Raw genomic sequence first — 24,860 nt, forward strand, 5'->3', positions numbered from 1 at the left:
TAATCATTTCATCTTAACAAAGAAAATGGCGAGAATGCGCGTTCACTAAAATGAAGGAGAGATCATGACGCGGACGTTAAAAGAGCGTTTTTTCCACGCAGTGGGTTTTGAGCTGCTGGCGGTGCTGATAGTTTCCCCGCTGGCATCATGGGCGATGGCAAAGCCGCTGTTTCAAATGGGTGCGCTTGCCGTGATGCTCTCAACCGTAGCGATGATCTGGAATATGATTTACAACGCCGGGTTCGATTATCTGTTCCCTGCGGGTAAGCAAGGCTGGCCGCTGCGTATTTTGCACGCGCTGGGGTTTGAAGGCGGCTTTATCCTGATTGGGCTGCCGATTGCGGCCTGGATGCTGGGGATTTCGCTGTGGCAGGCGCTACTGCTGGAAATCGCGTTTTTCCTCTTTTTTCTGCCTTATACCGTGGCTTATAACTGGGTATACGACACTTTGCGCGCGCGCAGAAGATGCCAGCAATAATTTATGCGTCAAAGATGCAGATAAAGAACAACGCCCGCTGCAAAGTCAAAGGCGAGGATAATTACCCTCGCCCATTTAATGTAAATTCAGCCGCGCGACCCGCTTTCGGGATGGCCCATCACCGTTTCTACAATGGCTTTACGCCATCTTTTCAGCGGTTCAAGGCTGCTTTTCTCGGCCTCCGGCGCGGTTGCCTGCAGCGGTTTTCCCTTTTGAATTTCACCGGCTGGCGCGAAAGCAGCGGCATCCAGCGGCGAGTGCTTTTCAATATACTGCTTCAGCACTTCAGCATCGACAAAGCCCGTGTTCACATAGCCCGGAAAAGAAGTGATGACCGGATAGCCATCTCCACCCGTGGCGTTAAAACTTAGCGTGGCCATGCGATAGGTTTTCTCTTTTTGCAGAGGTTCGCCTTTGATTTTAATCTCGCGCACGCCTGTGCCATCAGCCGTCAGGCTGACGTTGGCAAACTGCGCATATGCGCCGGAATCAACCTGCTTGTTAGCCACTACCGCCAGGTATTTTTCTACCTCACTGCCCTTCATATCGACATACACCAGCGTGTTGCCAAAGGGCTGCACTTTCAGCACGTCTTTATAGGTAATATCGCCAGCTTCCATAGAGTCACGCACACCGCCGCCGCTCATGACCGCAAAGTCAGCTTTAGTCCGCTCCATCTGTGCACTTAAAATCACTCTGGCAAGGCTGGTCTGCACAAAGCGCACTTTGCTGCGGTCCCCTTCCAGCCGGCCATTGGTGCTGCCGATTTTAACGTTAAGCTGCGCTTCGCCTTTTTTCTGGAATGGCGTCAGCAGCTTCATCATGGCCGGATTTTTAACAATTTCCTGGGTGTAGTTGACCCAGCTAACGCTGCCGTCGGCATTGGTGACCTTATGACGCAGGTTAATGGGCACCAGCTCGTAATGTTCCAGCGTCAGCTTACCGTTAAGAAAGGTGAAGTCAGCGCGGCCAATATATTTTCCCCACTCGTGCGCCTGCACTATCCACGTCCCATTTTGCCTGTCCGGCTGGCACGGCGTGCCCGGCACGTAGTCGGCTTGCTTAACATTTTCTTTGGCCATACAGACCGGGTCCTGAGAGTGCCCGCCGACAATCATATCCAGATAGCCCGCCGGTAATTCACGCGCCATCTCCACATCGCCAGGCGCATTGGAGCCGTGGTTACCATTGTCGTAGTGGCCCATGTGGGTGGCTGCGATAATGACGTCCGGTTTTTCTTTCTGCCGTAGCTCTTCCACTACCGTTTTGGCTTCTGCCGCCGGCCGGTGGAAAATGATATCGTCAAAATATTCCGGGTTACCAATTTTAGCCGTATCGTCAGTGGTTAACCCAATCACGGCGATTTTTAACCCCATGCGGTTAAAGAGCGCATAAGGCTGAAACAGCCGTTTGCCCGTGCTTTTCTGGTAGATATTGGCGGAAAGCAGCGGGAACTTTGCCCACTTTTGCTGCTGGCGGAGAACGGAGAGCGGCTTATCGAACTCGTGATTGCCGATGGCCATTGCGTCGTAGCCTATCAGGTTCATGCCGCGAAAATCGGGTTCCGCATCCTGCATATCTGACTCCGGCACGCCGGTATTGATATCGCCGCCGGACAGGATCAGCACCGCGCCGCCGTGGGCCTGCACCTCATATTTGATCTGATCCATCATTGTTTTCTGTGCGGCCAGGCCATACTCATCATGCTCGTTCTGCCAGAAGCGGCCATGATGATCGTTGGTGTGCAGCACGGTAAATTTATAAACCCGATCTTTTACCCAGGCCTGAGCAACGATCGGCGCACTAAGCAACGCCAGCGCCAACAGCGTCAGCGACTTTTTCTTCAGTAAAAGCACAGCGAATCTCCTTGTTTAAAGACTTATAAAGCTGGCGTTCCGCACCTGCCGCAGAGGTTCTGCACGGCAGACAAAGAGGCGTTAAACAGCAGTCGTGACGCCATTTTATTTCATCACGCCAGGCATGAAGGAAAGATGACTCACAGATCTAAGGCTTTCCTGTGGTAACCACTATTGCAGGCATATTTCCCAGACACTTCCCCAGATAAAAACGTGCCTGATGTCGACAAAACTATGACCAGCCATCAGGAAATTCAGCAAGAATTCGGTTTAACTTCAGGTTAAGCCTCAAAAATTTGGATTGCTATAGCATTTATTTGCCGAAGGCGTTTTTTTTGCGTTTTAACCAGAATACGCCAGGCAGGCTGACTTATTATGCCATACACTTAAAACTTACATCCGGATACATTTGCACACAAAGGGAGAAAAGCATGCATCATACTACGCCGCTTATCACCACCGTCGTTGGCGGTCTTGTTCTCGCTTTTCTCCTCGGTATGCTGGCTAATCGTTTACGCATTTCACCGCTGGTAGGCTATCTGCTGGCTGGCGTGCTGGCCGGCCCTTTCACCCCCGGTTTTGTCGCTGATACGAACCTTGCCCCCGAGCTGGCCGAGCTGGGTGTGATTCTGCTGATGTTTGGCGTTGGGCTGCATTTTTCCCTGAAGGATCTCATGGCGGTCAAAGCGATAGCTATCCCTGGCGCGGTAGCGCAGATTGCCGTCGCCACGCTGCTGGGCATGGGTCTTTCGTCAGCGCTGGGCTGGCCGTGGATGACCGGGCTGGTTTTTGGCCTTTGTCTTTCCACCGCCAGTACGGTTGTGCTGCTGCGAGCGCTGGAAGAGCGCCAGCTTATCGATAGCCGACGCGGGCAAATCGCCATTGGCTGGCTGATTGTAGAAGATCTGGTGATGGTGCTGGCGCTGGTGCTGCTACCCGCCATTGCGGGCATGATGGAAGAAGGCAGCGCCAGTCTAGCCATGCTGCTGACCGATCTGCTGATTACCATTGGCAAAGTCGTTGCCTTTATGGTGCTGATGATGGTGGTCGGGCGGCGTGCGGTGCCGTGGATCCTTGCCCGCAGCGCCGCCACCGGCTCACGCGAGCTTTTTACGCTGGCCGTTCTGGCGCTGGCGCTAGGCATCGCTTTTGGCGCGGTTGAGTTTTTCGACGTCTCTTTTGCGCTTGGCGCGTTCTTTGCCGGTATGGTGCTGAATGAATCCGAATTAAGCCATCGCGCCGCGCACGATACCCTGCCGCTGCGTGACGCCTTCGCCGTGCTCTTCTTTGTCTCTGTCGGCATGTTATTCGATCCTATGGTACTGGTCGACAAGCCGCTGGCCGTCCTCGGCGTGCTGGCCATTATCGTACTGGGCAAATCACTGGCCGCCCTGCTACTGGTGCGGCTGTTTGGCCATTCGCGCAGTACCGCCCTGACCATCTCTGTTAGCCTGGCGCAGATTGGTGAGTTTGCCTTTATCCTGGCGGGATTAGGCATCTCATTGAATCTGCTGACGCAGGAAGGCCGTAACCTGGTGCTGGCAGGCGCAATCCTTTCCATTATGCTTAATCCGATCCTGTTCGCTTTGCTACAGCGCTATGGCGACAAACGCGAAGCGCGGGAAGAACAGGCTCGCGAAGAGGCGCAGGCAGAAGAACCGCAGATCCCGGTCTCCTTGTGCAATCACGCTATTATCGTGGGGTTTGGTCGCGTCGGCAGTCTGCTGGGGCGAAAGCTGATAGAAAACGGCGTGCCGATTGTGGTGGTGGAAAACAGCCGCGCGCGCGTGGAAGCATTAAGAGAACAAGGTATCAGTGCGGTGCTGGGCAATGCAGCGCGCACGGACGTCATGGAGCTGGCGCGTCTGGACTGTGCCAGCTGGCTGCTGCTGACCATTCCTGATGGTTTTGAAGCGGGAGAAATCGTCGCCGCAGCCCGTGAAAAGCGCCCGGCCATTGAGATAATTGCCCGCGCCCATTACGACGAAGAGGTGAGCTATATCACCGAGCGCGGCGCTAATCGGGTCATCATGGGCGAGCGGGAAATTGCCAGCAGCATGTTGAACATCCTGCTGGCGGAAGCAAAGCCACAGGAATGTCCTGTGTGAGCCGCGACCGGAAGAGCTTAGCGTTCCCAGTAGGACTCTTCCAGACTATCCTCACGCTCCGGCAGCCCGCGCGTTAAGCGTGGCGAATGCTGGTTAAGCACCTGATAGCTGACGCGGTTAGCATATTTACAAACCTGAGCCAGCGATGAGTACGTCAGGTAGCGGCGGCCATGCTTGCTGGAGTTTGGCACGTTGAGACGATGGTAATCGTTAGCGGTGATGTCATGCAGCAGCGCCGCCAGCGCACCGTCGCCCGCGCCGTTGGTGTTCATGATTTTTTCCGGGCCGCCCATGTAAGGCGCAATATGCGAGAAAATCCGCAGCGGCTGCTCGCAGTCCTGATGGCGCATGGCGCGGCTGAACTCATACTGGTTGAACTCCGGGATCGCGCCGGGCAGCAGTGGATGCTGCGTTTTACGTTTGCCTTCCTCTTCCGTAAAGCCAGCCATGTACAGCCCGTTTGGGCCAGCGGTACAGAGCACCAGATCTACCCAGTCCAGCGCCATATTCGCCGCCTGTAGCGGATCGCTAAAGCCGGTCAGCGCTTCGCCCTCTTCCTCATTCATCGCCACCACGGATACATGGTCGCGAAGAAAATCGCGCCAGAACTGTGGGTTATCGCCAATCACATATTTGGTTCCCAGCGTCAGCACGACCGGAATATTGTGTTTTTTAGCCCAGGCAATCGCCTGCATGGTCGCTTCCGCCATCGGCTCACCCGGCTTGCAGCGCAGCAGATAAGAAGTCAGCAACAGCGCGGAGGCACCAGCAACGACCTCTTCCGGAATGCTCTCTTTTTTCAGCTGGTTCATCATGCCGGGACTAATGGCAAAGGTGCGCTCGCCGTGCTCGCCAATCAGCGTAAAGCAGCGGCCAATCGCGCCATCAACGCCCTGCAGGTAGTTCAGATCGGTGCGGCTGGAGGTATTACAAAGATAGCGATAGGCGTAACTGCCAATCTGTACGTTGCTGCACATCACGCCCAGCAACACCGACCTGTCGTCCGCCAGTACCGAATAGTTATGCAGCGTATTGCCGATGGTGCCGCCAGCAAACTGGTGGGTAATCAGGTTTTCTCGCGTTAGCTCTTCATACAGCGCCTCGGCTACGTCATCCTCAATCACCAGCGAATGCCCCATGCTCAGACCATAGCGAGCGACAAAAGCGTCATCCACTTTCGCTTCGATATCTACCAGGATCTGATCGATGCCGGCTATCCAGCTGGTGCCGGTTTCGCTTTCCGGCTGCACCGGTTTTAACAACGGATCGCGGGCGCTAACGGGGAAATAGTGTTTGGATTTACGCTGACCGGGAAATTTCATCTTGCTGACTTCAGGAAGGGATACAGGCGGGCAATCATAGCAGGGATGGGGCTGGCTGCCCACACCCCCTGATTTTTAGCGCTGGCTGTTGACCAGTTCGACCATCATATCAATGTGCAACGCATCATCGTTTAAAGCCGGAATGTATTCAAACTTCGTGCCGCCCGCGTGCATAAAGAACTCACAGTTCTGCTCGCTGATCTCTTCCAGCGTTTCCAGACAGTCGGCGGAAAAGCCGGGACTCATGATCTGCACGTGCTTGACACCTTTTGCCGGCAGCGACTGCATCGTCTCATCGGTATAAGGCGTCAGCCACGGTTCCCGACCAAAACGGGACTGGAAGGTCAGCATCGCTTCGTCACTGCGCAGCCCCAGCGCCGCTATCAGTGCCTCGCTGGTTTCGCGACAGCGCAGCGGATAGTCGTCACCTTCGTCAGCAAAGCGCTGCGGAATGCCGTGAAAAGACATCACCAGCAGATCCGGCTTGCCGTGTACGGCAAAAGAGCGTTCAACCGAAGCTTTCAGGGCTGCAATGTAGGCCGGATGAGTAGCGTAGTCGCGTATAAACTGTACCGAAGGCAGGCTGCGATAGCCCGCAAACACTTCTGTAATGCCGTCCCACACCGCCGCTACGGTAGAGCAGGAAAACTGCGGGTAAAGCGGCAGCACGATCAGGCGGGTCACGCCCTGCGCCATCAGGCTGTCGAGAGCGCTTTTCAGGCTCGGATTGCCATAGCTCATTCCCAGCTCGACCGGCATATCCAGCCTTGCCGCCAGCGCTGCGCGCTGGCGTTTGCTGAACACCATCAGCGGCGAGCCTTCCTCCATCCAGACCGATGCATAGAGTTTGGCGACGCGCGGTGAACGAATCGGCAAAATCGCGCCGTTCAGAATCGGCCACCACAGCCAGCGTGGCGTATCCACAACGCGCTTGTCGCTGAGGAACTGTTTCAGGTAGCGTTTTACAGCAGGCGTGGTGGGCGCGTCAGGCGTGCCTAAGTTCACCAGCAGCACGCCGGGTTTATCTTGCCGCATTGTTATTCCTTATCTGGCATCTCAGGTGATGAAAACGAGAATCATTCTAGCGGAAAATCAGGGAGGGGAAACCAATTGCTGTAACAGGGCCGGCTTTTACCGGCCCGGAAAGGGATTAACCGAAGATTTTTTCCAGTTCGGCGCTGACTTCAGACACTTTACGCGTGCCGTCAATTTTGTGGTAGGCGGTGTTGCCCGCTTCCGCTTCTTTGCTGTAGTAAGCAATCAGCGGCGCGGTCATCTGATGGTATTCCACCAGGCGCTTACGCACGGTTTCTTCCTGATCGTCTTTACGCGTGGTCAGCTCTTCGCCAGTCACGTCGTCTTTGCCTTCAACCTTTGGCGGATTGAAGGTAACGTGGTAAACGCGGCCGGATGGCGCGTGAACGCGACGGCCAACGATACGCTCGACGATCAGCTCGTCCGGCACGGCGAATTCCAGCACGTTATCAATTTTAATGCCCGCTTCCTTCATGGCGTCTGCCTGAGGAATGGTGCGTGGGAAGCCGTCCAGCAGAAAACCGTTGCGGCAATCTTCCTGAGCGATGCGCTCTTTTACCAGGGCGATAACCAGCTCGTCAGTGACCAGCTTGCCAGCATCCATCAATTCTTTGGCCTGTTGGCCCAGCTCGCTATTGGCTTTTACTGCCGCACGCAGCATGTCGCCCGTGGAGATCTGCGGAATGCCGTATTTCTCCATAATAAACTGAGCCTGAGTCCCCTTACCTGCACCCGGAGCACCGAGCAGAATAATACGCATTGCGTAAATCCCCTTGCGAATCGCTTTAATCAAATTATCCAGGGCATGAACATACCATTATGACCCTGTATCCACAAGGAACCCCGCAGCTTAGCGGTGTCCGCAGGCCGCGACGTTACCGGTAACTAAAGGGAAATTCGGTATGACTGGCACAGCTTTAAGCGGTTTCTGGCGTCAGCGGCCTGAAAGCCCTGTTTTCAGACTTTTTCACCCGATTAAGTAGCAGGATGACGCATAGTGAGGTCGTCAGTGAGGGGAAAGTAACCGGCGAGGAAATAAAAACAGGGAGCAAAGGTTTGCTCCCTGTAGCTGTGACGAAATTGCAGGCTCGAGAAACGGGCGCTTTCTATAAGGAAGTAAAAAGCGCGTTTCCTGACTGCCTTAGCCTGGCAGTTGCTGGTTCATACGACGGATAAACCGGGCAGCCTTAGCCTGGCAGCAGCTGGTTCATACGGCGAATAAACCGGGCAGCCTTAGCCCAGCAGCAGCTGGTTCATACGGCGGATAAACTGGTTAGGATCTTCCAGCGTACCGCGCTCGGCAAACATCGCCTGATCCAGCAGCAGTTCTACCCACTCGGCAAAACGTGCTTCGTCCTGCGTATCGGCAGCACGCTTCACCAGCGCGTGTTCCGGATTCAGCTCAAACAGATATTTTACTTCCGGCACCGGCTGGCCAGCCGCAGCAAACAGCTTCGCCATCTGCGTGCTCATTTCGTTAGCATCCGTGGTCACAATTGCTGGCGTATCGGTCAGGCGGTGCGTCAGACGCACATCCTTCACGCGCTCGCCCAGCAGCGTTTTCACGCGGTCAACAAAAGGCTCCAGCGCTTTCTCTGCTTCCTTCTGCTCTTCGCTCTCTTCATCGGCCAGCTTGCTTAACGCTTCGTCTGCTTTGCTGACGGACTGGAAGGTTTTACCGTCGAACTCGGTCAGATAGCTCATCATCCATTCATCGATGCGATCGGAAAGCAGCAGCACCTCGATGCCTTTTTTACGGAACAGCTCCAGATGCGGGCTGCTTTTCGCGGCGGCGTAGCTGTCGGCAGTGATGTAGTAAATTTTATCCTGCCCTTCCACCATGCGACTGACGTAATCTTCCAGCGACACGGTCTGCGCGGCACCTTCGCTGCTGGTCGAAGCAAAGCGTAACAGCTTAGCGATGGTTTCTTTGTTGGCGCTGTCTTCAGCCGGGCCCTCTTTCAACACCAGACCAAACTGCTGCCAGAATTTCTGGTATTGCTCTTCGTCATCCTTCGCCACTTTTTCCAGCATTTGCAGCGCGCGCTTACTCAGCGCGTTACGCAGATTCTGGGTAATGCGGCTGTCCTGCAGGATTTCACGCGAGACGTTCAGCGGCAGATCGCTCGAGTCTATCAGGCCACGAACGAAGCGCAGGTAGTTCGGCATGAACTGCTCGGCGTCATCCATGATAAATACGCGCTGTACGTACAGCTTCAGCCCGTGTTTATGATCGCGGTTCCACATATCCCACGGCGCCTGGGAAGGGATATAAAGCAGGCTGGTGTATTCCTGCTTACCTTCCACACGGTTGTGGCTCCAGGTCAGCGGATCGGCAAAGTCGTGGGAAACGTGCTTATAAAATTCTTTGTACTCGTCGTCGCTGATTTCGGACTTGTTGCGCGTCCACAATGCCTGCGCCTTGTTGATTTTTTCCCAGCTGGAAGTTTTTTCTTCTTCGTTGTGCTCTTCGATTTCTACCGGCAGCGCGATATGGTCGGAGTATTTGCTGATAATACTGCGCACGCGCCAGGCGTCCAGGAACTCATCTTCGCCTTCACGCAGATGCAGCGTGATTTCCGTTCCGCGATCTTCTTTATTTATATCGGCGATGGTGTATTCGCCTTCACCGGCAGATTCCCAGAACACGCCCTCTTCGGCGCTGGCTCCGGCTGCGCGGGTACGTACGGAAACCTTATCCGCCACGATAAATGCGGAATAGAAACCGACGCCGAACTGACCGATCAGCTGGCTATCTTTTGCCTGGTCAGAGCCCATCGATTCCAGGAAAGATTTGGTGCCGGATTTAGCGATGGTTCCCAGGTTTTCAATGACTTCGTCTCGCGTCATGCCGATGCCGTTATCGCTCAGCGTCAGCGTACGATTTTCCTTATCAACAGAAACACGAACCCGCAAATCGCCGTCGCCCTGATAGAGATCCGGCGTGGAAAGCGCGCGGAAGCGCAGCTTGTCGGCCGCATCGGAGGCATTGGAGATCAGTTCACGCAGGAAGATTTCTTTATTTGAATAGAGGGAATGGATCATCAGGTGCAGAAGCTGTTTTACCTCTGACTGGAAGCCACGCGTCTCTTGTCCTTTCATGGTCATTGCTACCTCATAACTGGTTTACGTTGAGAAGTAGAATGGGGACAGCGGGGAAAAATTCAAGGCGGCACGACGGATCGTGCCGTTAAATAGTTAAAATTTAATCTTATGGCGCCCGGCCAGAGAGTGCGACAGCGTGGTGCCGTCGACCATTTCCAGCTCGCCGCCAACCGGTACGCCGTGCGCGATGCGGCTGGCGTCAACGCCATATTGCCCGCACAGTTCGGCGATATAGTTGGCGGTCGCTTCTCCTTCTACCGTTGGATTGGTCGCCAGAATAACTTCCTGAATCGACTCTTTTTCCAGCCTCTGTTCCAGCCGGTCCAGACCGATATCGTTCGGGCCAATGCCGTCCAGTGGTGAAAGATGCCCCATCAGCACAAAGTAGCGGCCGGCAAACTGCCCGGTTTGCTCAATGGCATGGATGTCGGCAGGGCTTTCCACCACGCAGATCAAACCGGTTTGCTGCCGCCGGGAATTGGCGCAGATGGTGCAGATTTCCTGCTCGGTAAAAGTACGGCAATCGGCACAGTGGCCAATTTCCGACATGGCTCGGGTCAGCGCCTGCGCCAGACGCATTCCGCCGCTGCGATCGCGCTGCAGCAGCTGAAACGCCATGCGCTGTGCCGACTTGGGCCCTACACCGGGCAGGCAGCGCAGCGACTCCATCAGGCTTTCAAGGAGCGGGCTGGTTTGCATCAGAACGGCATCTTAAAGCCAGGCGGCAGCTGCATACCGCTGGAAACCGCAGCCATCTTGTCTTTCTGCGCTTCCGCTACGCGACGAGCCGCATCGTTGAATGCCGCAGCGACCAGATCTTCCAGCATATCTTTGTCGTCTTCCAGCAGGCTGGGATCGACTTCCACGCGCTTACAGTTGTGTGCGCCGTTGATGGTGACTTTTACCAGGCCTGCGCCTGATTCGCCGGTCACTTCCATCGCCGCGATCTCTTCCTGTACCTGCGCCATTTTGTCCTGCATTTGCTGGGCCTGCTTCATCAGGTTACCCAGTCCGGCTTTTCCAAACATAGTTCTCTCTCTTTAAGAAGGGCCGCACGCGCGCCGGAGCGCAGGTGCAGCGTTTCAAAGGGGGCGGATACTCTCTTCATCCACATCGGCGTCAAAGAAACGACGCAGCGTCTGAATATGATTATCCGCGATAATCGACTGACGCGCCTGCGCCAGTTTTTCTTCGTAAATTTTCTGCCGCCATTCCAGCGGCGTTAACACCGCCGGATTATCGTCTTCAATCAGCGTGAGTTCAACCGTCTGGCCCGCCGCTGCACTTAACGCCTCGCTCAGCGCTTTTTGCGCCGAAGGGGAATTAAGGTGCCGCTGGCTGGAACGCAGATGCAGGCAGAAACCGTTCTCCGTCTGCTCTTTCCAGGCATTCAGCGCCAGCTGCTGTACCAGCTTAGGCAACGTCAGCGCGGCTATCTCGGCCGCCCAGGCGTCACGCTGCTGGGATTCAATGGTCAGCTTGGCCATCAGCTCAGGCGTTTTCTCGTGTTCTAACGCTGAACGCAGCGCTTTTGGCGTGGCGACCGGCTCGGGCTTGACCTCTACCGTTTGCGCTTTCCAGCGGTATGCTTCAGGTTTTACCGGCTCAGCGGCAACCACGGCGCTTTGCCGTTTCTGACCACGCTCGGTAACGGCCGCCAGCCGCTCCAGCGCCGAGCCTGCCGGCCGCGCATTGGGCGCTGCCGGCTCACTCTTTTTTAGTTTGGTCGCTCCCTGCTGGCGCATTAGCTGCGTTCGCGCCTGCAGCAGCTGGCTGGTGGCGTCGGGGAGCGGTGCGGCATCCTGAACGGTATGCACCGGCGCTGCTCCCGCTGGCGGGACCGGATTCGGCTCTGGCGGCGGCGCACTTTGTGGCCGCTGCATTTCCTGCTGTGCCTGCGGCTGAGGTTGCTGCTGCCTTACCTGCGCCTGAGGCTGCTGTGAATGCGGCTGCATCTGAGGCTGCATCTGAGGCTGCGGCTGTGAATGCGCCTGCGGCACCATTGCAGGACGCGCTACCGGCTCGGCAATCACCTGTTTAGGATGAAAGGCCAGCGCACGCAGCAGCGTCATCTCAACGCCCATTCGGCGATCCGGCGCCAGCGGCAATTCTTTCCGTCCCACCAGCAGCGTCTGGTAATAGAGCTGCACGTCAGCGGGCGGCAACACGCGAGCCAGCTCGCGTAGCCGCTGCTCAATACTGGCGAACTCTTCGTCCAGCGCGGAAGGCAGAAGCTGGATCATCGCCACGCGGTGCAGCAGCGTCAGCATTTCTACCAGCAGCGCTTCCCATTCAACGCCTCTGGAAGCCGCCTGGTTAAGCAGCGACATCACCTGTTCGCCCTCGGCGTTGACCAGCGCTTCAACCAGCGCCAGCGGCTGCTCGTCATCGAGCGTGCCGAGCATACTGCTGACGGCCTCGGTGGTGACCTTGCCCTGCCCCATGGCGATAGCCTGATCGGTCAGGCTTAACGCGTCGCGCATGCTGCCGTCGGCGGACCTTGCCAGCAGCTGGAGCGCGCGCGTTTCGGCCTCGATCTGCTCTTCATTCAGTACATGTTCCAGCTGACCGCGAATTTGCCCGACGTCGAGCGCCTTCAGATGAAACTGCAGGCAGCGTGACAGAATAGTCACCGGCAGCTTTTGCGGATCGGTCGTCGCCAGCAGAAATTTGACGTGCTCGGGCGGCTCTTCCAGCGTTTTCAACAGCGCGTTAAAGCTGTGGCGGGAAAGCATGTGCACTTCATCGATCAGGTAAACCTTAAAGCGACCGCGCGCGGGAGCATACTGCACGTTATCCAGCAGATCGCGCGTATCCTCAACCTTGGTTCGCGAGGCCGCATCGATTTCAATCAGATCGACAAAGCGCCCTTGTTCAATTTCCCGGCAGTTGTCGCACTTGCCACAAGGCGTGGCGGTGATGCCGGTTTCGCAGTTAAGGCCTTTCGCCAGGAGGCGGGCAATAGTGGTTTTTCCTACACCCCGGGTGCCGGAAAAAAGGTAGGCGTGATGGATGCGGCCAAGCGACAGCCCGTTGGCCAACGCGGTCAAAACGTGCTCCTGACCGACCACATCACTAAATGCCTGGGGACGCCACTTGCGGGCCAGTACCTGATAGCTCATTAGTGCTTCATCATTGATTTATAAAGGATAATTAATCTAAACACCGTTAACCCGTGGTTTAGCCTCGTTTCAGATTACCCGCACAGTGTACCAGTACAGTCCACGTCATTCCTGTTATTTTGCGTAAAACCGCCCGGTAAATCTCCCGATGGCGCACAGGCTAAAAAAGGATATCTGGTTTGTTTAAGAAAAAATACCTGGGGGCCGCGCCGTAAATTTCTCCTAATCATTAAATGATGACAAATAAATAAAAAACCAGTCAATACTCCTAAAATTATAAAATTAATTTACTGGCAGCACACCAGAGTATTTAATAACAAAACCCTTAAGAAGAATCAGAAAAGTCAACCAGCAATAGGAGGTAATTCAATAGCAACAGACAACCTTATTTTTAATTTAAGTTATTGAGAATAATATACTTTATAAAATAAGTATCACGGTGTGATTATTCCCCTTGTTAAGCTGAAATTAATGGATTGATAAAATGAAAATTAAGGACAATAAGACGCCCTTGAAAGTCCCCGCTGCGGGAAACAAACATAATTTAATAATGACTCTTAACGCGCTGGCGATAATGACCCTGCCCGCGCTGGCCTGTATCAATATAAGCCGGGCAGCAGAAAATATTACTGTCGGTACTCAGGGCGGTAGCGGCGGCAACGGTGGTATGGCCAGCCAGCCTGGTGGCGCGGGTAACGGCAGCAACGGCGGCGATGGAGCCAGAGCGGCAGGAAGCAACAACGCCAGCAATGGCAACAGCGGCATTGATGGAAGTCATGCAGCCAGCGGCTCAGCAGGCGTTGATGGGGTGGCGGGTACGGCTGCTTCCGCCACCGCTTCTTCCCTACGCAACGTCAAAGGTCAATCAGGGCTATTGCAAATTGGTGCTGACGGCGGCGAAGGCGGTACGGCGGGTGAAGCCTCCAGCGGTTCCAGCGGCGGCAACGGTGGCAAAGGCGGCAACGGCGGTAACGGCGGCACTTCCGGAAGCGGCGGCGATGGGGGTAACGGCGGCAACGGCGGCACGGGCGGCGACGGTGCCAGCGGTGGCAATGGCGGCAGCGGCGCAGCGGGTGGCGATGGCAGCCTGACCGTCAGCCAAAGTACGTTTACCACTACGAAGCTGGTGGTCGGCGGCGCGGGCGGCAGTGCCAGCAATGGCCAAAATGGCCAGTCGGGAGGCAACGGCGGCGCGGGCAACAGCGGTGGCGAAGCGGGTTTGCATGGCGTACAGGCCGCTGCTGGCCTTCCGGGTAACGGCGGGAACGGCGGTGACGCTGGTCAGGGAGGACGCGGGGGCAATGGTGCGGCCGGTGGCAATGGCGGTGACGGGGTTTTACTGCTCAGCAATACAACGCTGAACGTACAAAATGCTTTGACGATTGGCGGGGCGGCAAGCCACGGATCGAACGGCGGGCATGGCGGCAGCGGCGGCAACGGCGGTGATGCAGGAAGAACCGCCAGTACTAACAGTGAAACTAATATTACCGGCGAAACGGGCAATAGCGGCCAGGGCGGCGCGGGGGGTCGAGGCGGCGATGGCGGCAACGGCGCTAACGGGGGCAACGGGGGCGAGGGAACGCTGACGCTCAATAACACTATTTTAAATGCCAGATCTGTGGCTATCGGTGCCAGCGGCGCAAATGGCGGTGACGGTGGCAGCAGTGGCGGTAACGGGAAAGCTGGCGTCGTCGACAGTATGGCCGCCGCAGGTAAAAGCGGCTCCGGCGGCAAAGGAGGAATAGCAGGAAACGGCGGCATAGCGGGCGCGGGTACGCTTAACATCGACAACACCACCCTCACCCTGTTTTCAATGCAAATTGGCGGTAACGGCGGCCATGGCGGTAACGGCGGCCATGGCGGTAATGGCGGCTCCCTTCAGGGCAGTGCGGCTGTTGGTAACGGCGGTGATGGGTCAGATGGGGCTACAGGCACGCTATGGTTCAACAGCGGCAAAGTGACCAACAGCGGCCACCTTCAGCTGGGAGGCCGGGGCGGCGATGCCGGTGATGGCGGTACTGGCCAGGGTGTCAGAGGCCGAGCGGGAAACGGCGGCCAGGCGGGTAATGGCGGTAAAGGTATAGCTATTTTTACTGGCGGCAGCGGCCAGATTGGCGGCACCGTGCAGTTAGGTGGAGAAAATGGCGGCCACGACGGCGTTTTAAACAGCAGCGCTTTTGCGCAAACTGCGGGGACAGGCGGTGCCGGACTGCTGGAGATCAGAGGCGGCACCTTTACGGCAGGCACGCTGAAGATTGGTACAGCCACGGTATGGGGCGCGCTAACGGGCGTAACGTCAACGGCGGAAAGTCAGTATCTCCAGAGCGGCGGTATTTTTCAGTCTGGCGCTACCGAGCTGAACAGCGGCAGCCTGATGGTTAGCGGCGGCACTTTTGCCAGCCAGACGCTGGAAGCCAATCAGGGCACGCTGGCCGTAAGCGGCGACGGCACGCTGATTTTCGGTTCAAACGAGCTGAACGCTAACAGCTGGCAGGAAAGCGTGGCGCTTTTGCAGCAAGCGCAACAGGTAACCTGGAACGGTAAGCTGATTCTGAGCGGCAACACGACGCTCGATCTTTCCAGCAGCGATCTTTCATGGCGGATCGGCGGTAATGATGCCACCTGGGGCTTGGGATCCTCATCGCTAACGGTGATCGATGCTCGATCTTATATTGAATCCGGGAATCCTGCGCTGGCGATGGGCAGTGCGCAAATTGCTTCAGATGCCAGACTGCTGGTGCTGACGGATGATGGCGTAACCGCAGGAGAAAGTTTTATCGCCGTAGCGGGCGCAGGCGGCACAACGCAGGCGGCACCAGCCTGGGCGCAAAGCAGTATCAACACGTCCAACCGGTTGCTGACCGCAACATCTTCTGCCGGTACGGAAGGCACGCTGCTGACGCTCGGCAACGCCGATATCGCTAAGACGATGCCAAAAATGTCCGCTCGCTCGGTCAGGCTGCTTAACGCGATGAGCAGCCAGATTGGCATTAATACCGCATCAGACAACGCCGCACAGCGCTTTCTTTCCCAGACAACGGATGTTCGCTACGTCAGCGATGCCACCACTGCCGCTCGCATTATGGAATCTGCGATCAACTTTGCCTCTGTCGCCAACGTGGCCGGCACCAGTTATCAGGTAATGACCGCAACAACCAGAGCTATTTCGCAGCACTATTCACAGAGCGAGCATTTTTTTGCAGGAACGCCCCGGGAAGAAGGGTTCAATCTGTGGACGTCGCTGCTTTATAACAATGCGGCGCTAAAAGGCTATAACGCTGGCGGTTTTAACGCCAGAACGAAAACCTGGCTGAGCGGCATTTTTATCGGCGCGGAAGATACGCTGATTACTAAATACGACGCGCTGCTGAAAACCGGCGGCGCGCTGAATATCGGCAAAGGAAAAAGCAGAGCAAGCGGTAATCTTTATCCCGTGAAGAACGATCTCGATTTCTGGGGCGGCTCGCTGTACGGCAGCTGGTTAAACAATAACTGGAACCTGATGGCCGATGTAAACTATTCACGTGCGAACCATGAGATGACGCAATCGCTGCCTGCCTACGGCTATTCGAAAATATCCGGCAAGGCAAAGTCCACAATTATCAACGGCGGCCTGACGGCAGAGTATCTGTTTCCCACTCGCTATCTGGACGTAATGCCGCATATTGGCCTTCGCTATACCTCGCTCAAAACCGACGACTTTAAGGCTAAAAGCAATAAAAAAACGCTGTTCAGCAATGCCAGCAGTTCAGCAGCGCTGTGGTCAGTGCCGGTTGGCGTCAGCGTGGGACGGGAATTTAAAACCAAATCGGGTTATACGCTGAAACCTAAAGCGGATCTTTCGTGGATTGTTAACGTCGGTGATAAAACCAGCGGAACGAAGGTGACGATGGCGGACGTTAGCGGTTCAGCCTGGAGCGAGGCGCGGATTGCCGACGGTTCGGCTTTGAACGCCAGCGCCGGTATTTTGCTACAGAAAGAGAGCCTGACTTATGGGCTGCATTACGGCGTACAGACCTCTTCGCATGAGGTTTCTCAGGCCGTTTCTGCTTCATTCAACGTGAAGTTCTAAAAAAAAGGCCGGCAAACGCCGGCCTTTTTTTATCCTCGGGCTTAATGGCCCGGGAAATTAACCAGGCTAAAGCAGGTTAATCCCATCGCATTCAGACGTGCTTCACCGCTCAGGTCGAACAGGTTGATAATAAACGCCGCATCTTTCACTTCACCACCCGCACGGCGGATCAGCTTAGCGGTCGCTTCTATCGTACCGCCCGTCGCCAACAAATCATCCACCACCAGCACTTTGTCGTCCGGGCCGATCGCATCGCAATGCAGCTCCAGACAATCCGTGCCGTATTCCAGCTCGTAGCTTTCAGAAAACGTTTTCCGTGGCAGCTTGCCCGGCTTGCGTACCGGCACAAAGCCAACGCCCAGCGCCAGAGCAACCGGTGCGCCAAACAGGAAGCCGCGCGCTTCGGTACCCACTACTTTAGTAATACCGACATCACGATAGCGTTCAACCAACAGTTCAATACTGAGTGCATAGGCTTTTGGATCTTCCAGCAGGCTGGTTACGTCACGGAACAGAATGCCTGGCTTAGGATAATCCTCAATGCTTTTGATACTGTTTTTAATAAATTCAAGCTGCTGCGCAGTCGCGGTCATAGTGTTATGCCTGGTAAATACAAATCTGACTCGCGCGGCTTTATGCCCTTACGAAGAAATTCGCAGAGCAAAACAGAAGTGTCCGGATGGAAGCCACGCACGAAAGCGACCAAATCTATGCAAATTGTCCGACAATTGCAACCGCTGGAAAGCAATTCAGCGCTTTTGTTGCGCATATCGCCCTCGTTGTGAAGCATAAGAAAGCGCGTCAGAACACAGATAAGGTGAATTAAGCGTATTATAGGCACGATTCCTCGCGGAGAGAAAAAATGAAAAGTGCCAATTTGCTGGCGCAGCTGGCAGAAAAACTGGAAGAGCTGGCGCAGGCTATCGCGCCGCACGCTAATAAGCGCACCCCAAAAGCGCGTTTTGATAGTCAGCTTTTCCATTGTCATACTACACGGCTGGGCGATTATTTACTGGAAGTGCGGCAAAGTCTGGCCTTGTTAACGCAGAGCGTAAACGGGCAGCGGACGGAACGCGTTGCCTGGATGGCTGAACGTGTCGTGCTGCAAATAAGCGCATTGCAGCGCGAGCTGGCGACGTTAAAACTGCGCAGCAGCGAAACCCAGCCGGAGCCTGAACAGGAAAATCTTTATGAAAAGCTGGCCAAACATCAGGACTATGAACGACGTCTGCGGGCGATGGTAGCCGACAGGGAAAGCCAGCTGGCCCGTCAGGAAACGCTGGCGCAGCAGCAAACCCTGCAGCGTGAAATTGCCGCGCTTGAGGGGCGCCTACAGCGCTGTTTGCAGGCGCTAAAGCGTATTGAACGCGCTATCGAAAATCGTGAGCGCTACGTTTGATGCCGTTGCTATACTTGCGAATAAAACTGGCTGGAGATAAACAATGGGATTGCTCTCCTGGATAATCATGGGGCTGGTAACGGGTTTCGCCAGCCGCTACTTCTTTCCCGGCCGTCCCGGCGGCCTGGTGGCGACGCTGGTACTGGCCGTGGTTGGCGCATTGATCGGCGGCTATATCAGCGTCTTTTTCGATTATGGTACGCTGGCCGCTATCGAACCCAGAGCGCTACTGATTGCCCTGGCTGGCGCGCTGCTGATGGTGCTGGTGGTAAAAAAATTAAAGATCTAACGCCCGGAGAACGCTATGTCGCTGGAAAGTGCCCCTGAAGAAATTAAGCTGGCCGTGGATTTAATCATGCTGCTGGAAGAGAACAAGATTGCGCCACAAACGGTGCTGGACGCTTTAGCTATTGTACAAAAAGATTTTGAACAGAAAGTCAGCCGCGAAAAAGAGAGTAGCCTCTCTGGTTAACCCGCAGTCGTGCGCAGCGCCTGGCTATGCTGCAGCATGTCCAGCACGACGTCGACCAGCTGCGGCGCATCTGCCGCCAGATCGAAACTCTCAGGCATAAACAGCCAGTTTTCCATAAGGCCCGTGATATAACCCCGCATGACGACAGCCGCGCAGCGTGTGTTCAGCTTCCCGGGTATCTGCCCTGCCGCGATACACTGACGCAGGACATCTTCTATTTTGTCATAACACTCCAGATAAAGCGTTTGCTGGAGCATCTGCAGAGTGGCCATTTCCCCGACAAATTCGCACTTGTGGAAAATAATTTCCATAAGCGCGCGTCGACGCGTATCCCTTACTGTTGCTTCAAGGACATAGATAAGCATGGCGCGTAAAACTGAGAGTGGATCGCCAGGGTATTTTAATTGATACTCAAGCTCTACGTTTTCCAGCCCGGATTCAGACTGAGCCCAAATTTCATTAAGTAAGTCAGTTTTGTTTCTGAAATGCCAGTAAATAGCACCGCGCGTTACCCCGGCAGCCGTGGCAATATCAGCCAGAGACGTTTTCGCCACGCCGTGTTCGGAAAACCTTGTAATAGCGGCATCAAGGATGTGATGGCGCGTTTCCAGCGCCTGCTGTTTGGTTTTTCGTGCCATAGGGTGATGTTAACAACCAGAGTAGACTTACATACATTTGCGAATGTATGTACCATAGCACGACCATAATTTAAACGCAGCAATGGGTTTATTGGGTTAAGACCCATTGAACAATCGATATCGGACACTCGAGGTTTATTTATGAACAAAAACAGAGGGTTAACGCCTCTGGCGGCCGTTCTGATGCTTTCAGGCAGCCTGGTGCTAACAGGATGTGACAATAAGGAAGCACAGCAAGGCGGTCAGCAGAAAGCGCCAGAAGTGGGCGTGCTTACATTAAAAAGCACTCCGCTGAAAATAACTACCGATCTTCCAGGCCGTACCTCTTCTTTCCGGGTTGCAGAAGTTCGCCCGCAGGTTTCGGGCATTATTCTGAAACGTAACTTTGTAGAAGGTAGCGATGTTAAGGCAGGTCAGTCTCTTTACCAGATCGACCCTGCCCCTTACCAGGCAGCCTATGACAGCGCCAAAGGCGATTTAGCTCAGGCCGTGGCGAACGCACAAATTGCCGCCGTGACCGTGAAACGCTACAAGCCGCTGATGGGCACCAAATATATCAGCCAGCAGGATTACGATAACGCTGCCGCCACGCAAAGCCAGACCGCCGCCGCGGTGCAGGTAGCAAAAGCCAGCGTAGAAACCGCGCGTATCAACCTTGCCTATACCAAGGTGATTTCGCCTATCAGCGGTCGTATTGGCAAATCTGCCGTGACCGAAGGCGCGCTGGTGCAGAGCGGCCAGACCACTGCCCTGGCCACAGTTCAGCAGCTCGATCCTATTTACGTTGACGTTACGCAATCCAGTGAAGACTTTATGCGTCTGCGTCAGGAGCTGAACTCTGGCAAGCTGCAGCAAACCGACGGTAAAGCTCAGGTAAAACTGCTATTACAGGATGGTAGCGAGTTTGCGCAAACGGGAACATTGGAATTCTCCGATGTCACCGTGGACGAGACCACCGGCTCTATCACCCTGCGCGCCGTGTTCCCTAATCCGGATCACTCTTTACTGCCGGGGATGTTTGTACGCGCTCGTCTGGAAGAAGGGACCAATCCTTCCGCGCTGTTAGTACCACAGCAGGCGGTAACCCGCACGCCTACCGGTCAGGCGACCGCGATGGTAGTGGGTGCAGACAACAAGGTTGAGTCGCGCAATCTGACCACCGAACAGGCTATCGGCGATAAGTGGCTGGTTACCGCGGGCCTTAAAGATGGCGACCGTGTCATCACCACGGGTGTACAGCGAGCCAAAGCAGGCGCCACTGTGACTCCGCAGGAAGTGAGCGCCGACGACGTGACCAAAACGCAGCAACAACCGCAGTCTTAAACAGGAGCCGCTGATACATGGCTAAGTTCTTTATCGATCGCCCCATCTTTGCATGGGTCATCGCCATCATCATCATGCTGGTGGGCGTGCTGTCGATTCTAAAACTGCCGATTGAGCAATATCCTAATGTTGCGCCACCGGCCGTACAGATTCGCGCCACCTACCCGGGTGCCGATGCAAAAACGCTGCAGGACTCCGTAACCCAGGTTATTGAGCAAAACATGAACGGTATTGATGGCCTGATGTATATGTCATCAAACAGTGATTCATCCGGTACGCTACAGCTGACCCTGACCTTCCAGTCAGGTACAGATCCGGATATCGCCCAGGTTCAGGTGCAGAACAAACTGCAGCTGGCTACCCCGCTGCTGCCGCAGGAAGTTCAGCAACAGGGTATTCAGGTACAGAAATCCTCCAGCAGCTTCCTGATGGTGGCGGGTTTCGTCAGCGACGACGGCAGCATGACGCAGAACGATATTGCGGACTATGTCGCCTCGAATATCAAAGATCCTATCAGCCGTACGCTTGGCGTGGGTGATACGCAGATCTTTGGTGCGCAATACGCGATGCGTATCTGGATGGATCCGCACAAGCTGAACAACTATCAGCTGACGCCGGTTGACGTTATCAGCGCCATTAACTCGCAGAACGCCCAGGTAGCCGCTGGTCAGCTTGGTGGTTCGCCGCCGGTGCCGGGCCAGCAGCTGAACGCCTCCATCATTGCGCAAACGCGTCTGACCTCTACCGACGAGTTCGGTAAAATCTTGTTGAAGGTCAACACGGATGGTTCTCGCGTGCTGTTGAAAGACGTCGCGAAAATTGAGCTGGGCGGTGAAAACTACGAGATCGTCGCGCGCTATAACGGCAAGCCGGCCTCGGGTATCGGTATCAAGCTGGCTACCGGCGCTAACGCGCTGGATACGGCAGCGGCAGTAAAAGCCGAGCTGGGCAAGCTTGAGCCGTTCTTCCCGGCAGGCATGAAGGTAGTTTATCCGTACGACACCACGCCGTTCGTCAAAATCTCGATCATGGAAGTAGTTAAGACCCTGATTGAAGCGATTGTGCTGGTGTTTATCGTGATGTATCTGTTCCTGCAAAACTTCCGCGCCACGCTGATCCCAACGATCGCCGTGCCGGTGGTGCTGTTAGGGACGTTCGCTATCATCAGCGCCTTTGGCTATTCGATAAACACCCTGACAATGTTCGGGATGGTGCTGGCGATAGGCCTGCTGGTGGACGATGCCATCGTGGTGGTGGAAAACGTCGAGCGCGTGATGGCGGAAGAAGGTCTGCCGCCAAAAGAAGCTACCCGCAAGTCGATGGGGCAGATTCAGGGCGCGCTGGTCGGTATCGCGCTGGTGTTGTCAGCGGTATTTATTCCGATGGCTTTCTTCGGCGGCTCTACCGGCGTTATCTATCGCCAGTTCTCGATCACTATCGTTTCCGCAATGGTGCTGTCGGTTATCGTGGCGTTGATCCTGACGCCTGCGCTCTGCGCAACCTTGCTGAAGCCGATTAAGAAAGGCGATCACGGTAAAACCACCGGCTTCTTTGGCTGGTTTAACCGCCTGTTCGATAAAAGCACGCACCACTACACCAACAGCGTCGGCCATATTATCCGCAGTACCGGTCGCTATTTGCTGATTTACCTGGTGATTGTGGTCGGCATGGCCTGGATGTTCGTTAAGCTGCCAAGTTCCTTCCTGCCGGAAGAGGACCAGGGGCTGCTGCTGGCGCAGGCTTCACTGCCGGCTGGCGCAACTCAGGGACGTACGCAGAAGGTGCTCGACCAGGTTACGGATTACTTCCTGACCAAAGAGAAAGATAACGTTCGCTCGGTCTTTACGGTTAACGGTTTTGGTTTTGCGGGTCGTGGCCAGAACACCGGTATCGCCTTCGTCAGCCTGAAGCCATGGGATGAGCGCAGCGGTGCAGCCAACAAGGTAGAAGGTATCGCCGGTCGCGCCATGCAGGCTTTCGGCGCGATTAAAGATGCCATGGTGATCCCGTTCAACCTGCCGGCGATTATCGAGCTGGGTAACGCAACCGGCTTTGACTTCGAGCTGATTGACCAGGGTAACCTTGGGCATGAAGCGCTGACCAACGCGCGTAACCAGCTGCTCGGCATGGCCGCTCAGCATCCGGATATTCTGGTCGGTATGCGTCCAAACGGTCTGGAAGATACGCCGCAGTATAAGCTGACCATTGATCAGGAGAAGGCGGAAGCGTTAGGCGTTTCTATTTCTGATATTAACACCACGCTGGGCGCGGCCTGGGGCGGCTCTTACGTTAACGACTTTATCGACCGTGGTCGCGTGAAGAAAGTTTACGTCATGGGCAAAGCGGACTCCCGTATGCTGCCGAGCGACATCGATAAGTGGTACGTTCGCGCATCCAACGGTGAAATGGTGCCGTTCTCCTCCTTCGCCAGCGCGAAGTGGCAGTATGGTTCACCGCGTCTGGAGCGTTATAACGGTCTGCCGTCGATGGAAATCCTGGGGCAGGCCGCACCGGGCAAGAGTTCCGGCGACGCTATGAACCTGATGGAACAGCTGGCTGCTAAACTGCCTCAGGGCATCGGCTACGAGTGGACGGGCATGTCCTATCAGGAACGCCTCTCCGGCAACCAGGCTCCGGCGCTGTACGCAATCTCGCTGATTGTGGTGTTCCTGTGTCTGGCCGCGCTGTATGAAAGCTGGTCGATACCTTTCTCGGTCATGCTGGTAGTACCGCTGGGCGTTATTGGCGCACTGCTCTTTACTACCGTGCGCGGTCTGAGTAACGACGTGTACTTTGTGGTTGGGCTGTTGACCACCATCGGTCTGTCGGCGAAGAACGCGATACTTATCGTCGAATTTGCCAAAGATCTGATGGAGAAAGAGGGCAAGGGGCTGATAGAGGCGACGCTGGAAGCGGTACGTATGCGTCTTCGTCCTATCCTGATGACCTCGCTGGCCTTTATCCTTGGCGTACTGCCGCTGGCAATCAGTACCGGTGCAGGTTCCGGTGCGCAGAATGCGGTAGGTACAGGGGTAATGGGCGGTATGGTGACAGCGACTATTCTGGCCATCTTCTTTGTACCCGTGTTCTTTGTGGTGGTTCGCCGCCGCTTCAGTAAACACAAGGAAGATCTGGAACCGCACGATGTACAGAACCATTAATTAAGCATTCAGCTTTATCAGGAGGCCGCCAGCGCGGCCTCTTTTTTTATCTGCTGCATCATCCGTTTATTAACCCCTCCCCTGTCTGTATTTATGGCTGTCGCTTCAGCTTCTTCCTGTATACATCCCGTCGCGTTTCGTCCCCTTACCTGCTGCTATCGCTTCTGTCCCTTTTTTCAGGCTGCCTTTTAACCGGCCCGTGCCGTTACACGGTAAATACGGCTTTAACTTTTATCATTGCATTTTCGTCACGCGCCGAGCATACTTGCTGTTATGTTATAACGTAACAATATCTGGAGTGCTTTATGAAACAGGATATCCATCCGGCCTATCGACCCGTTGCTTTCCACGACACCAGCGCCGACAGCTGGTTTATCGTTGGCTCTACCATCAAAACAGATCGCACCATTGAGCTTGATGGTAAAACCATGCCTTACGTCGTACTGGATGTTTCTTCCGCCTCGCATCCTTACTACACCGGCAAGCAGAAAGAGTTTGCTAAAGAAGGTAGCGCACATCGCTTTAACCAGCGTTTTGGCCGCTTTTTTAAATAAGGAAAGTCCATGCAGGTACTTAACTCCCTGGCTTCTGCCAGAAAACGCCATAAAGATTGTAAAATCGTGCGCCGCCACGGGCGCGTATTTGTTATCTGTAAAAGTAATCCGCGCTTTAAGGCCGTACAGGGCGGCAAGAAAAAGCGATAGCAGGCCCAGGACGTGCCAAACGAGCCTCCCTGGATGGATTTACGGCGTGTCTGTGTTCCGCTCAG

21 protein-coding genes and 1 other annotated feature are annotated in these 24,860 nt (G+C 55.2%); of the genes, 11 read left to right on the top strand and 10 right to left on the bottom strand.

Going from position 1 to position 24,860, the window contains the following annotated elements:
* Positions 1-61: 61 nt before the first annotated feature.
* Positions 62-478, top strand: a complete 417-nt coding sequence (locus tag ACMGGR_RS15745; RefSeq protein ID WP_246758684.1) for a multidrug/biocide efflux PACE transporter — start codon at positions 62-64, stop codon at positions 476-478.
* A gap of 86 nt (positions 479-564) precedes the next feature.
* Here the strand turns inward: ACMGGR_RS15745 and ushA are convergent, their stop codons facing one another.
* Complete coding sequence (gene ushA / locus ACMGGR_RS15750) at positions 565-2,325, bottom strand: bifunctional UDP-sugar hydrolase/5'-nucleotidase UshA (protein WP_414148981.1); 1,761 nt, start codon at positions 2,323-2,325, stop codon at positions 565-567.
* A gap of 440 nt (positions 2,326-2,765) precedes the next feature.
* Here ushA and ybaL point away from each other — a divergent pair, with 440 nt between their 5' ends.
* Complete coding sequence (gene ybaL, locus ACMGGR_RS15755; protein ID WP_414147303.1) at positions 2,766-4,442, top strand: YbaL family putative K(+) efflux transporter; 1,677 nt, start codon at positions 2,766-2,768, stop codon at positions 4,440-4,442.
* A 17-nt stretch (positions 4,443-4,459) separates the two neighbouring features.
* Here the strand turns inward: ybaL and ACMGGR_RS15760 are convergent, their stop codons facing one another.
* The 7 genes from ACMGGR_RS15760 to dnaX form a co-directional block, all read right to left on the bottom strand.
* Positions 4,460-5,764, bottom strand: coding sequence for an inosine/guanosine kinase (locus tag ACMGGR_RS15760; RefSeq protein WP_246758604.1), 1,305 nt, complete (start codon positions 5,762-5,764; stop codon positions 4,460-4,462).
* Between the two features lie 75 nt (positions 5,765-5,839).
* Positions 5,840-6,799 (bottom strand): ferrochelatase, encoded by a 960-nt coding sequence (hemH, locus tag ACMGGR_RS15765; protein WP_414147304.1) that lies wholly within the window; start codon positions 6,797-6,799, stop codon positions 5,840-5,842.
* A 115-nt stretch (positions 6,800-6,914) separates the two neighbouring features.
* Positions 6,915-7,559, bottom strand: a complete 645-nt coding sequence (gene adk / locus ACMGGR_RS15770) for an adenylate kinase (protein ID WP_246758602.1) — start codon at positions 7,557-7,559, stop codon at positions 6,915-6,917.
* 473 nt (positions 7,560-8,032) lie between these two features.
* Positions 8,033-9,907 carry a molecular chaperone HtpG gene (gene htpG, locus ACMGGR_RS15775; protein WP_414147305.1) on the bottom strand — a complete coding sequence of 625 codons (1,875 nt, stop codon included), beginning with the start codon at positions 9,905-9,907 and terminating at the stop codon, positions 8,033-8,035.
* A gap of 90 nt (positions 9,908-9,997) precedes the next feature.
* Positions 9,998-10,603: a recombination mediator RecR gene (gene recR / locus ACMGGR_RS15780; RefSeq protein WP_246758598.1), complete on the bottom strand. Its 606-nt coding sequence runs from the start codon at positions 10,601-10,603 to the stop codon at positions 9,998-10,000.
* The gene (locus tag ACMGGR_RS15785; RefSeq protein WP_246758597.1) at positions 10,603-10,932 is read right to left on the bottom strand and encodes a YbaB/EbfC family nucleoid-associated protein; all 330 of its coding nucleotides are present in this window, start codon (positions 10,930-10,932) and stop codon (positions 10,603-10,605) included. Before ACMGGR_RS15785 ends, recR begins: the two co-directional genes overlap by 1 nt.
* Before the next feature lie 54 nt (positions 10,933-10,986).
* Positions 10,987-13,026, bottom strand: a complete 2,040-nt coding sequence (dnaX, locus tag ACMGGR_RS15790; protein ID WP_414147306.1) for a DNA polymerase III subunit gamma/tau — start codon at positions 13,024-13,026, stop codon at positions 10,987-10,989.
* Positions 11,581-11,642, bottom strand: a sequence feature (DnaX frameshifting element). (Overlaps the previous gene by 62 nt.)
* A gap of 550 nt (positions 13,027-13,576) precedes the next feature.
* Between dnaX and ACMGGR_RS15795 the strand changes: the two genes are divergently transcribed.
* Positions 13,577-17,098 (top strand): hypothetical protein, encoded by a 3,522-nt coding sequence (locus tag ACMGGR_RS15795; RefSeq protein WP_414147307.1) that lies wholly within the window; start codon positions 13,577-13,579, stop codon positions 17,096-17,098.
* A 41-nt stretch (positions 17,099-17,139) separates the two neighbouring features.
* On the opposite strand, the gene apt is transcribed toward ACMGGR_RS15795, so the two are convergent.
* Positions 17,140-17,691, bottom strand: coding sequence for an adenine phosphoribosyltransferase (gene apt / locus ACMGGR_RS15800; RefSeq protein ID WP_246758592.1), 552 nt, complete (start codon positions 17,689-17,691; stop codon positions 17,140-17,142).
* Positions 17,692-17,777: 86 nt separating this feature from the next.
* On the opposite strand from apt, the gene ACMGGR_RS15805 reads away from it, so the two are divergent.
* The 4 genes from ACMGGR_RS15805 to rsmS are packed head-to-tail and all read left to right on the top strand — an operon-like array spanning position 17,778 to position 18,969.
* Positions 17,778-17,924 (top strand): hypothetical protein, encoded by a 147-nt coding sequence (locus ACMGGR_RS15805; protein ID WP_246758591.1) that lies wholly within the window; start codon positions 17,778-17,780, stop codon positions 17,922-17,924.
* Between the two features lie 36 nt (positions 17,925-17,960).
* Positions 17,961-18,497: a primosomal replication protein PriC gene (gene priC / locus ACMGGR_RS15810; RefSeq protein ID WP_246758590.1), complete on the top strand. Its 537-nt coding sequence runs from the start codon at positions 17,961-17,963 to the stop codon at positions 18,495-18,497.
* A 43-nt stretch (positions 18,498-18,540) separates the two neighbouring features.
* Positions 18,541-18,786: a GlsB/YeaQ/YmgE family stress response membrane protein gene (locus ACMGGR_RS15815; protein WP_246758589.1), complete on the top strand. Its 246-nt coding sequence runs from the start codon at positions 18,541-18,543 to the stop codon at positions 18,784-18,786.
* Positions 18,787-18,801: 15 nt separating this feature from the next.
* Positions 18,802-18,969, top strand: coding sequence for a pleiotropic regulatory protein RsmS (rsmS, locus tag ACMGGR_RS15820; RefSeq protein ID WP_246758587.1), 168 nt, complete (start codon positions 18,802-18,804; stop codon positions 18,967-18,969).
* Here rsmS and acrR read toward each other — a convergent pair.
* On the bottom strand, positions 18,966-19,607 hold the full coding sequence (gene acrR / locus ACMGGR_RS15825) for a multidrug efflux transporter transcriptional repressor AcrR (protein ID WP_246758586.1): 642 nt from the start codon (positions 19,605-19,607) through the stop codon (positions 18,966-18,968). The two genes, rsmS and acrR, sit on opposite strands and share 4 nt — an antisense overlap.
* Before the next feature lie 141 nt (positions 19,608-19,748).
* Here acrR and ACMGGR_RS15830 point away from each other — a divergent pair, with 141 nt between their 5' ends.
* From ACMGGR_RS15830 to ykgO, 4 genes are all read left to right on the top strand, one after another.
* The gene (locus ACMGGR_RS15830) at positions 19,749-20,930 is read left to right on the top strand and encodes an efflux RND transporter periplasmic adaptor subunit (protein ID WP_246758585.1); all 1,182 of its coding nucleotides are present in this window, start codon (positions 19,749-19,751) and stop codon (positions 20,928-20,930) included.
* Positions 20,931-20,947: 17 nt separating this feature from the next.
* Positions 20,948-24,091 (top strand): efflux RND transporter permease subunit, encoded by a 3,144-nt coding sequence (locus ACMGGR_RS15835; protein ID WP_246758584.1) that lies wholly within the window; start codon positions 20,948-20,950, stop codon positions 24,089-24,091.
* 305 nt (positions 24,092-24,396) lie between these two features.
* Complete coding sequence (locus ACMGGR_RS15840; RefSeq protein ID WP_246758583.1) at positions 24,397-24,645, top strand: type B 50S ribosomal protein L31; 249 nt, start codon at positions 24,397-24,399, stop codon at positions 24,643-24,645.
* Between the two features lie 9 nt (positions 24,646-24,654).
* Entirely contained in the window at positions 24,655-24,795 is a 141-nt protein-coding gene (gene ykgO / locus ACMGGR_RS15845) for a type B 50S ribosomal protein L36 (RefSeq protein ID WP_246758582.1), read from the top strand.
* The last annotated feature ends 65 nt before the right edge of the window (positions 24,796-24,860 follow it).

The organism is Erwinia sp. BNK-24-b (assembly GCF_047456155.1).
Classification (GTDB): domain Bacteria; phylum Pseudomonadota; class Gammaproteobacteria; order Enterobacterales; family Enterobacteriaceae; genus Erwinia; species Erwinia phyllosphaerae.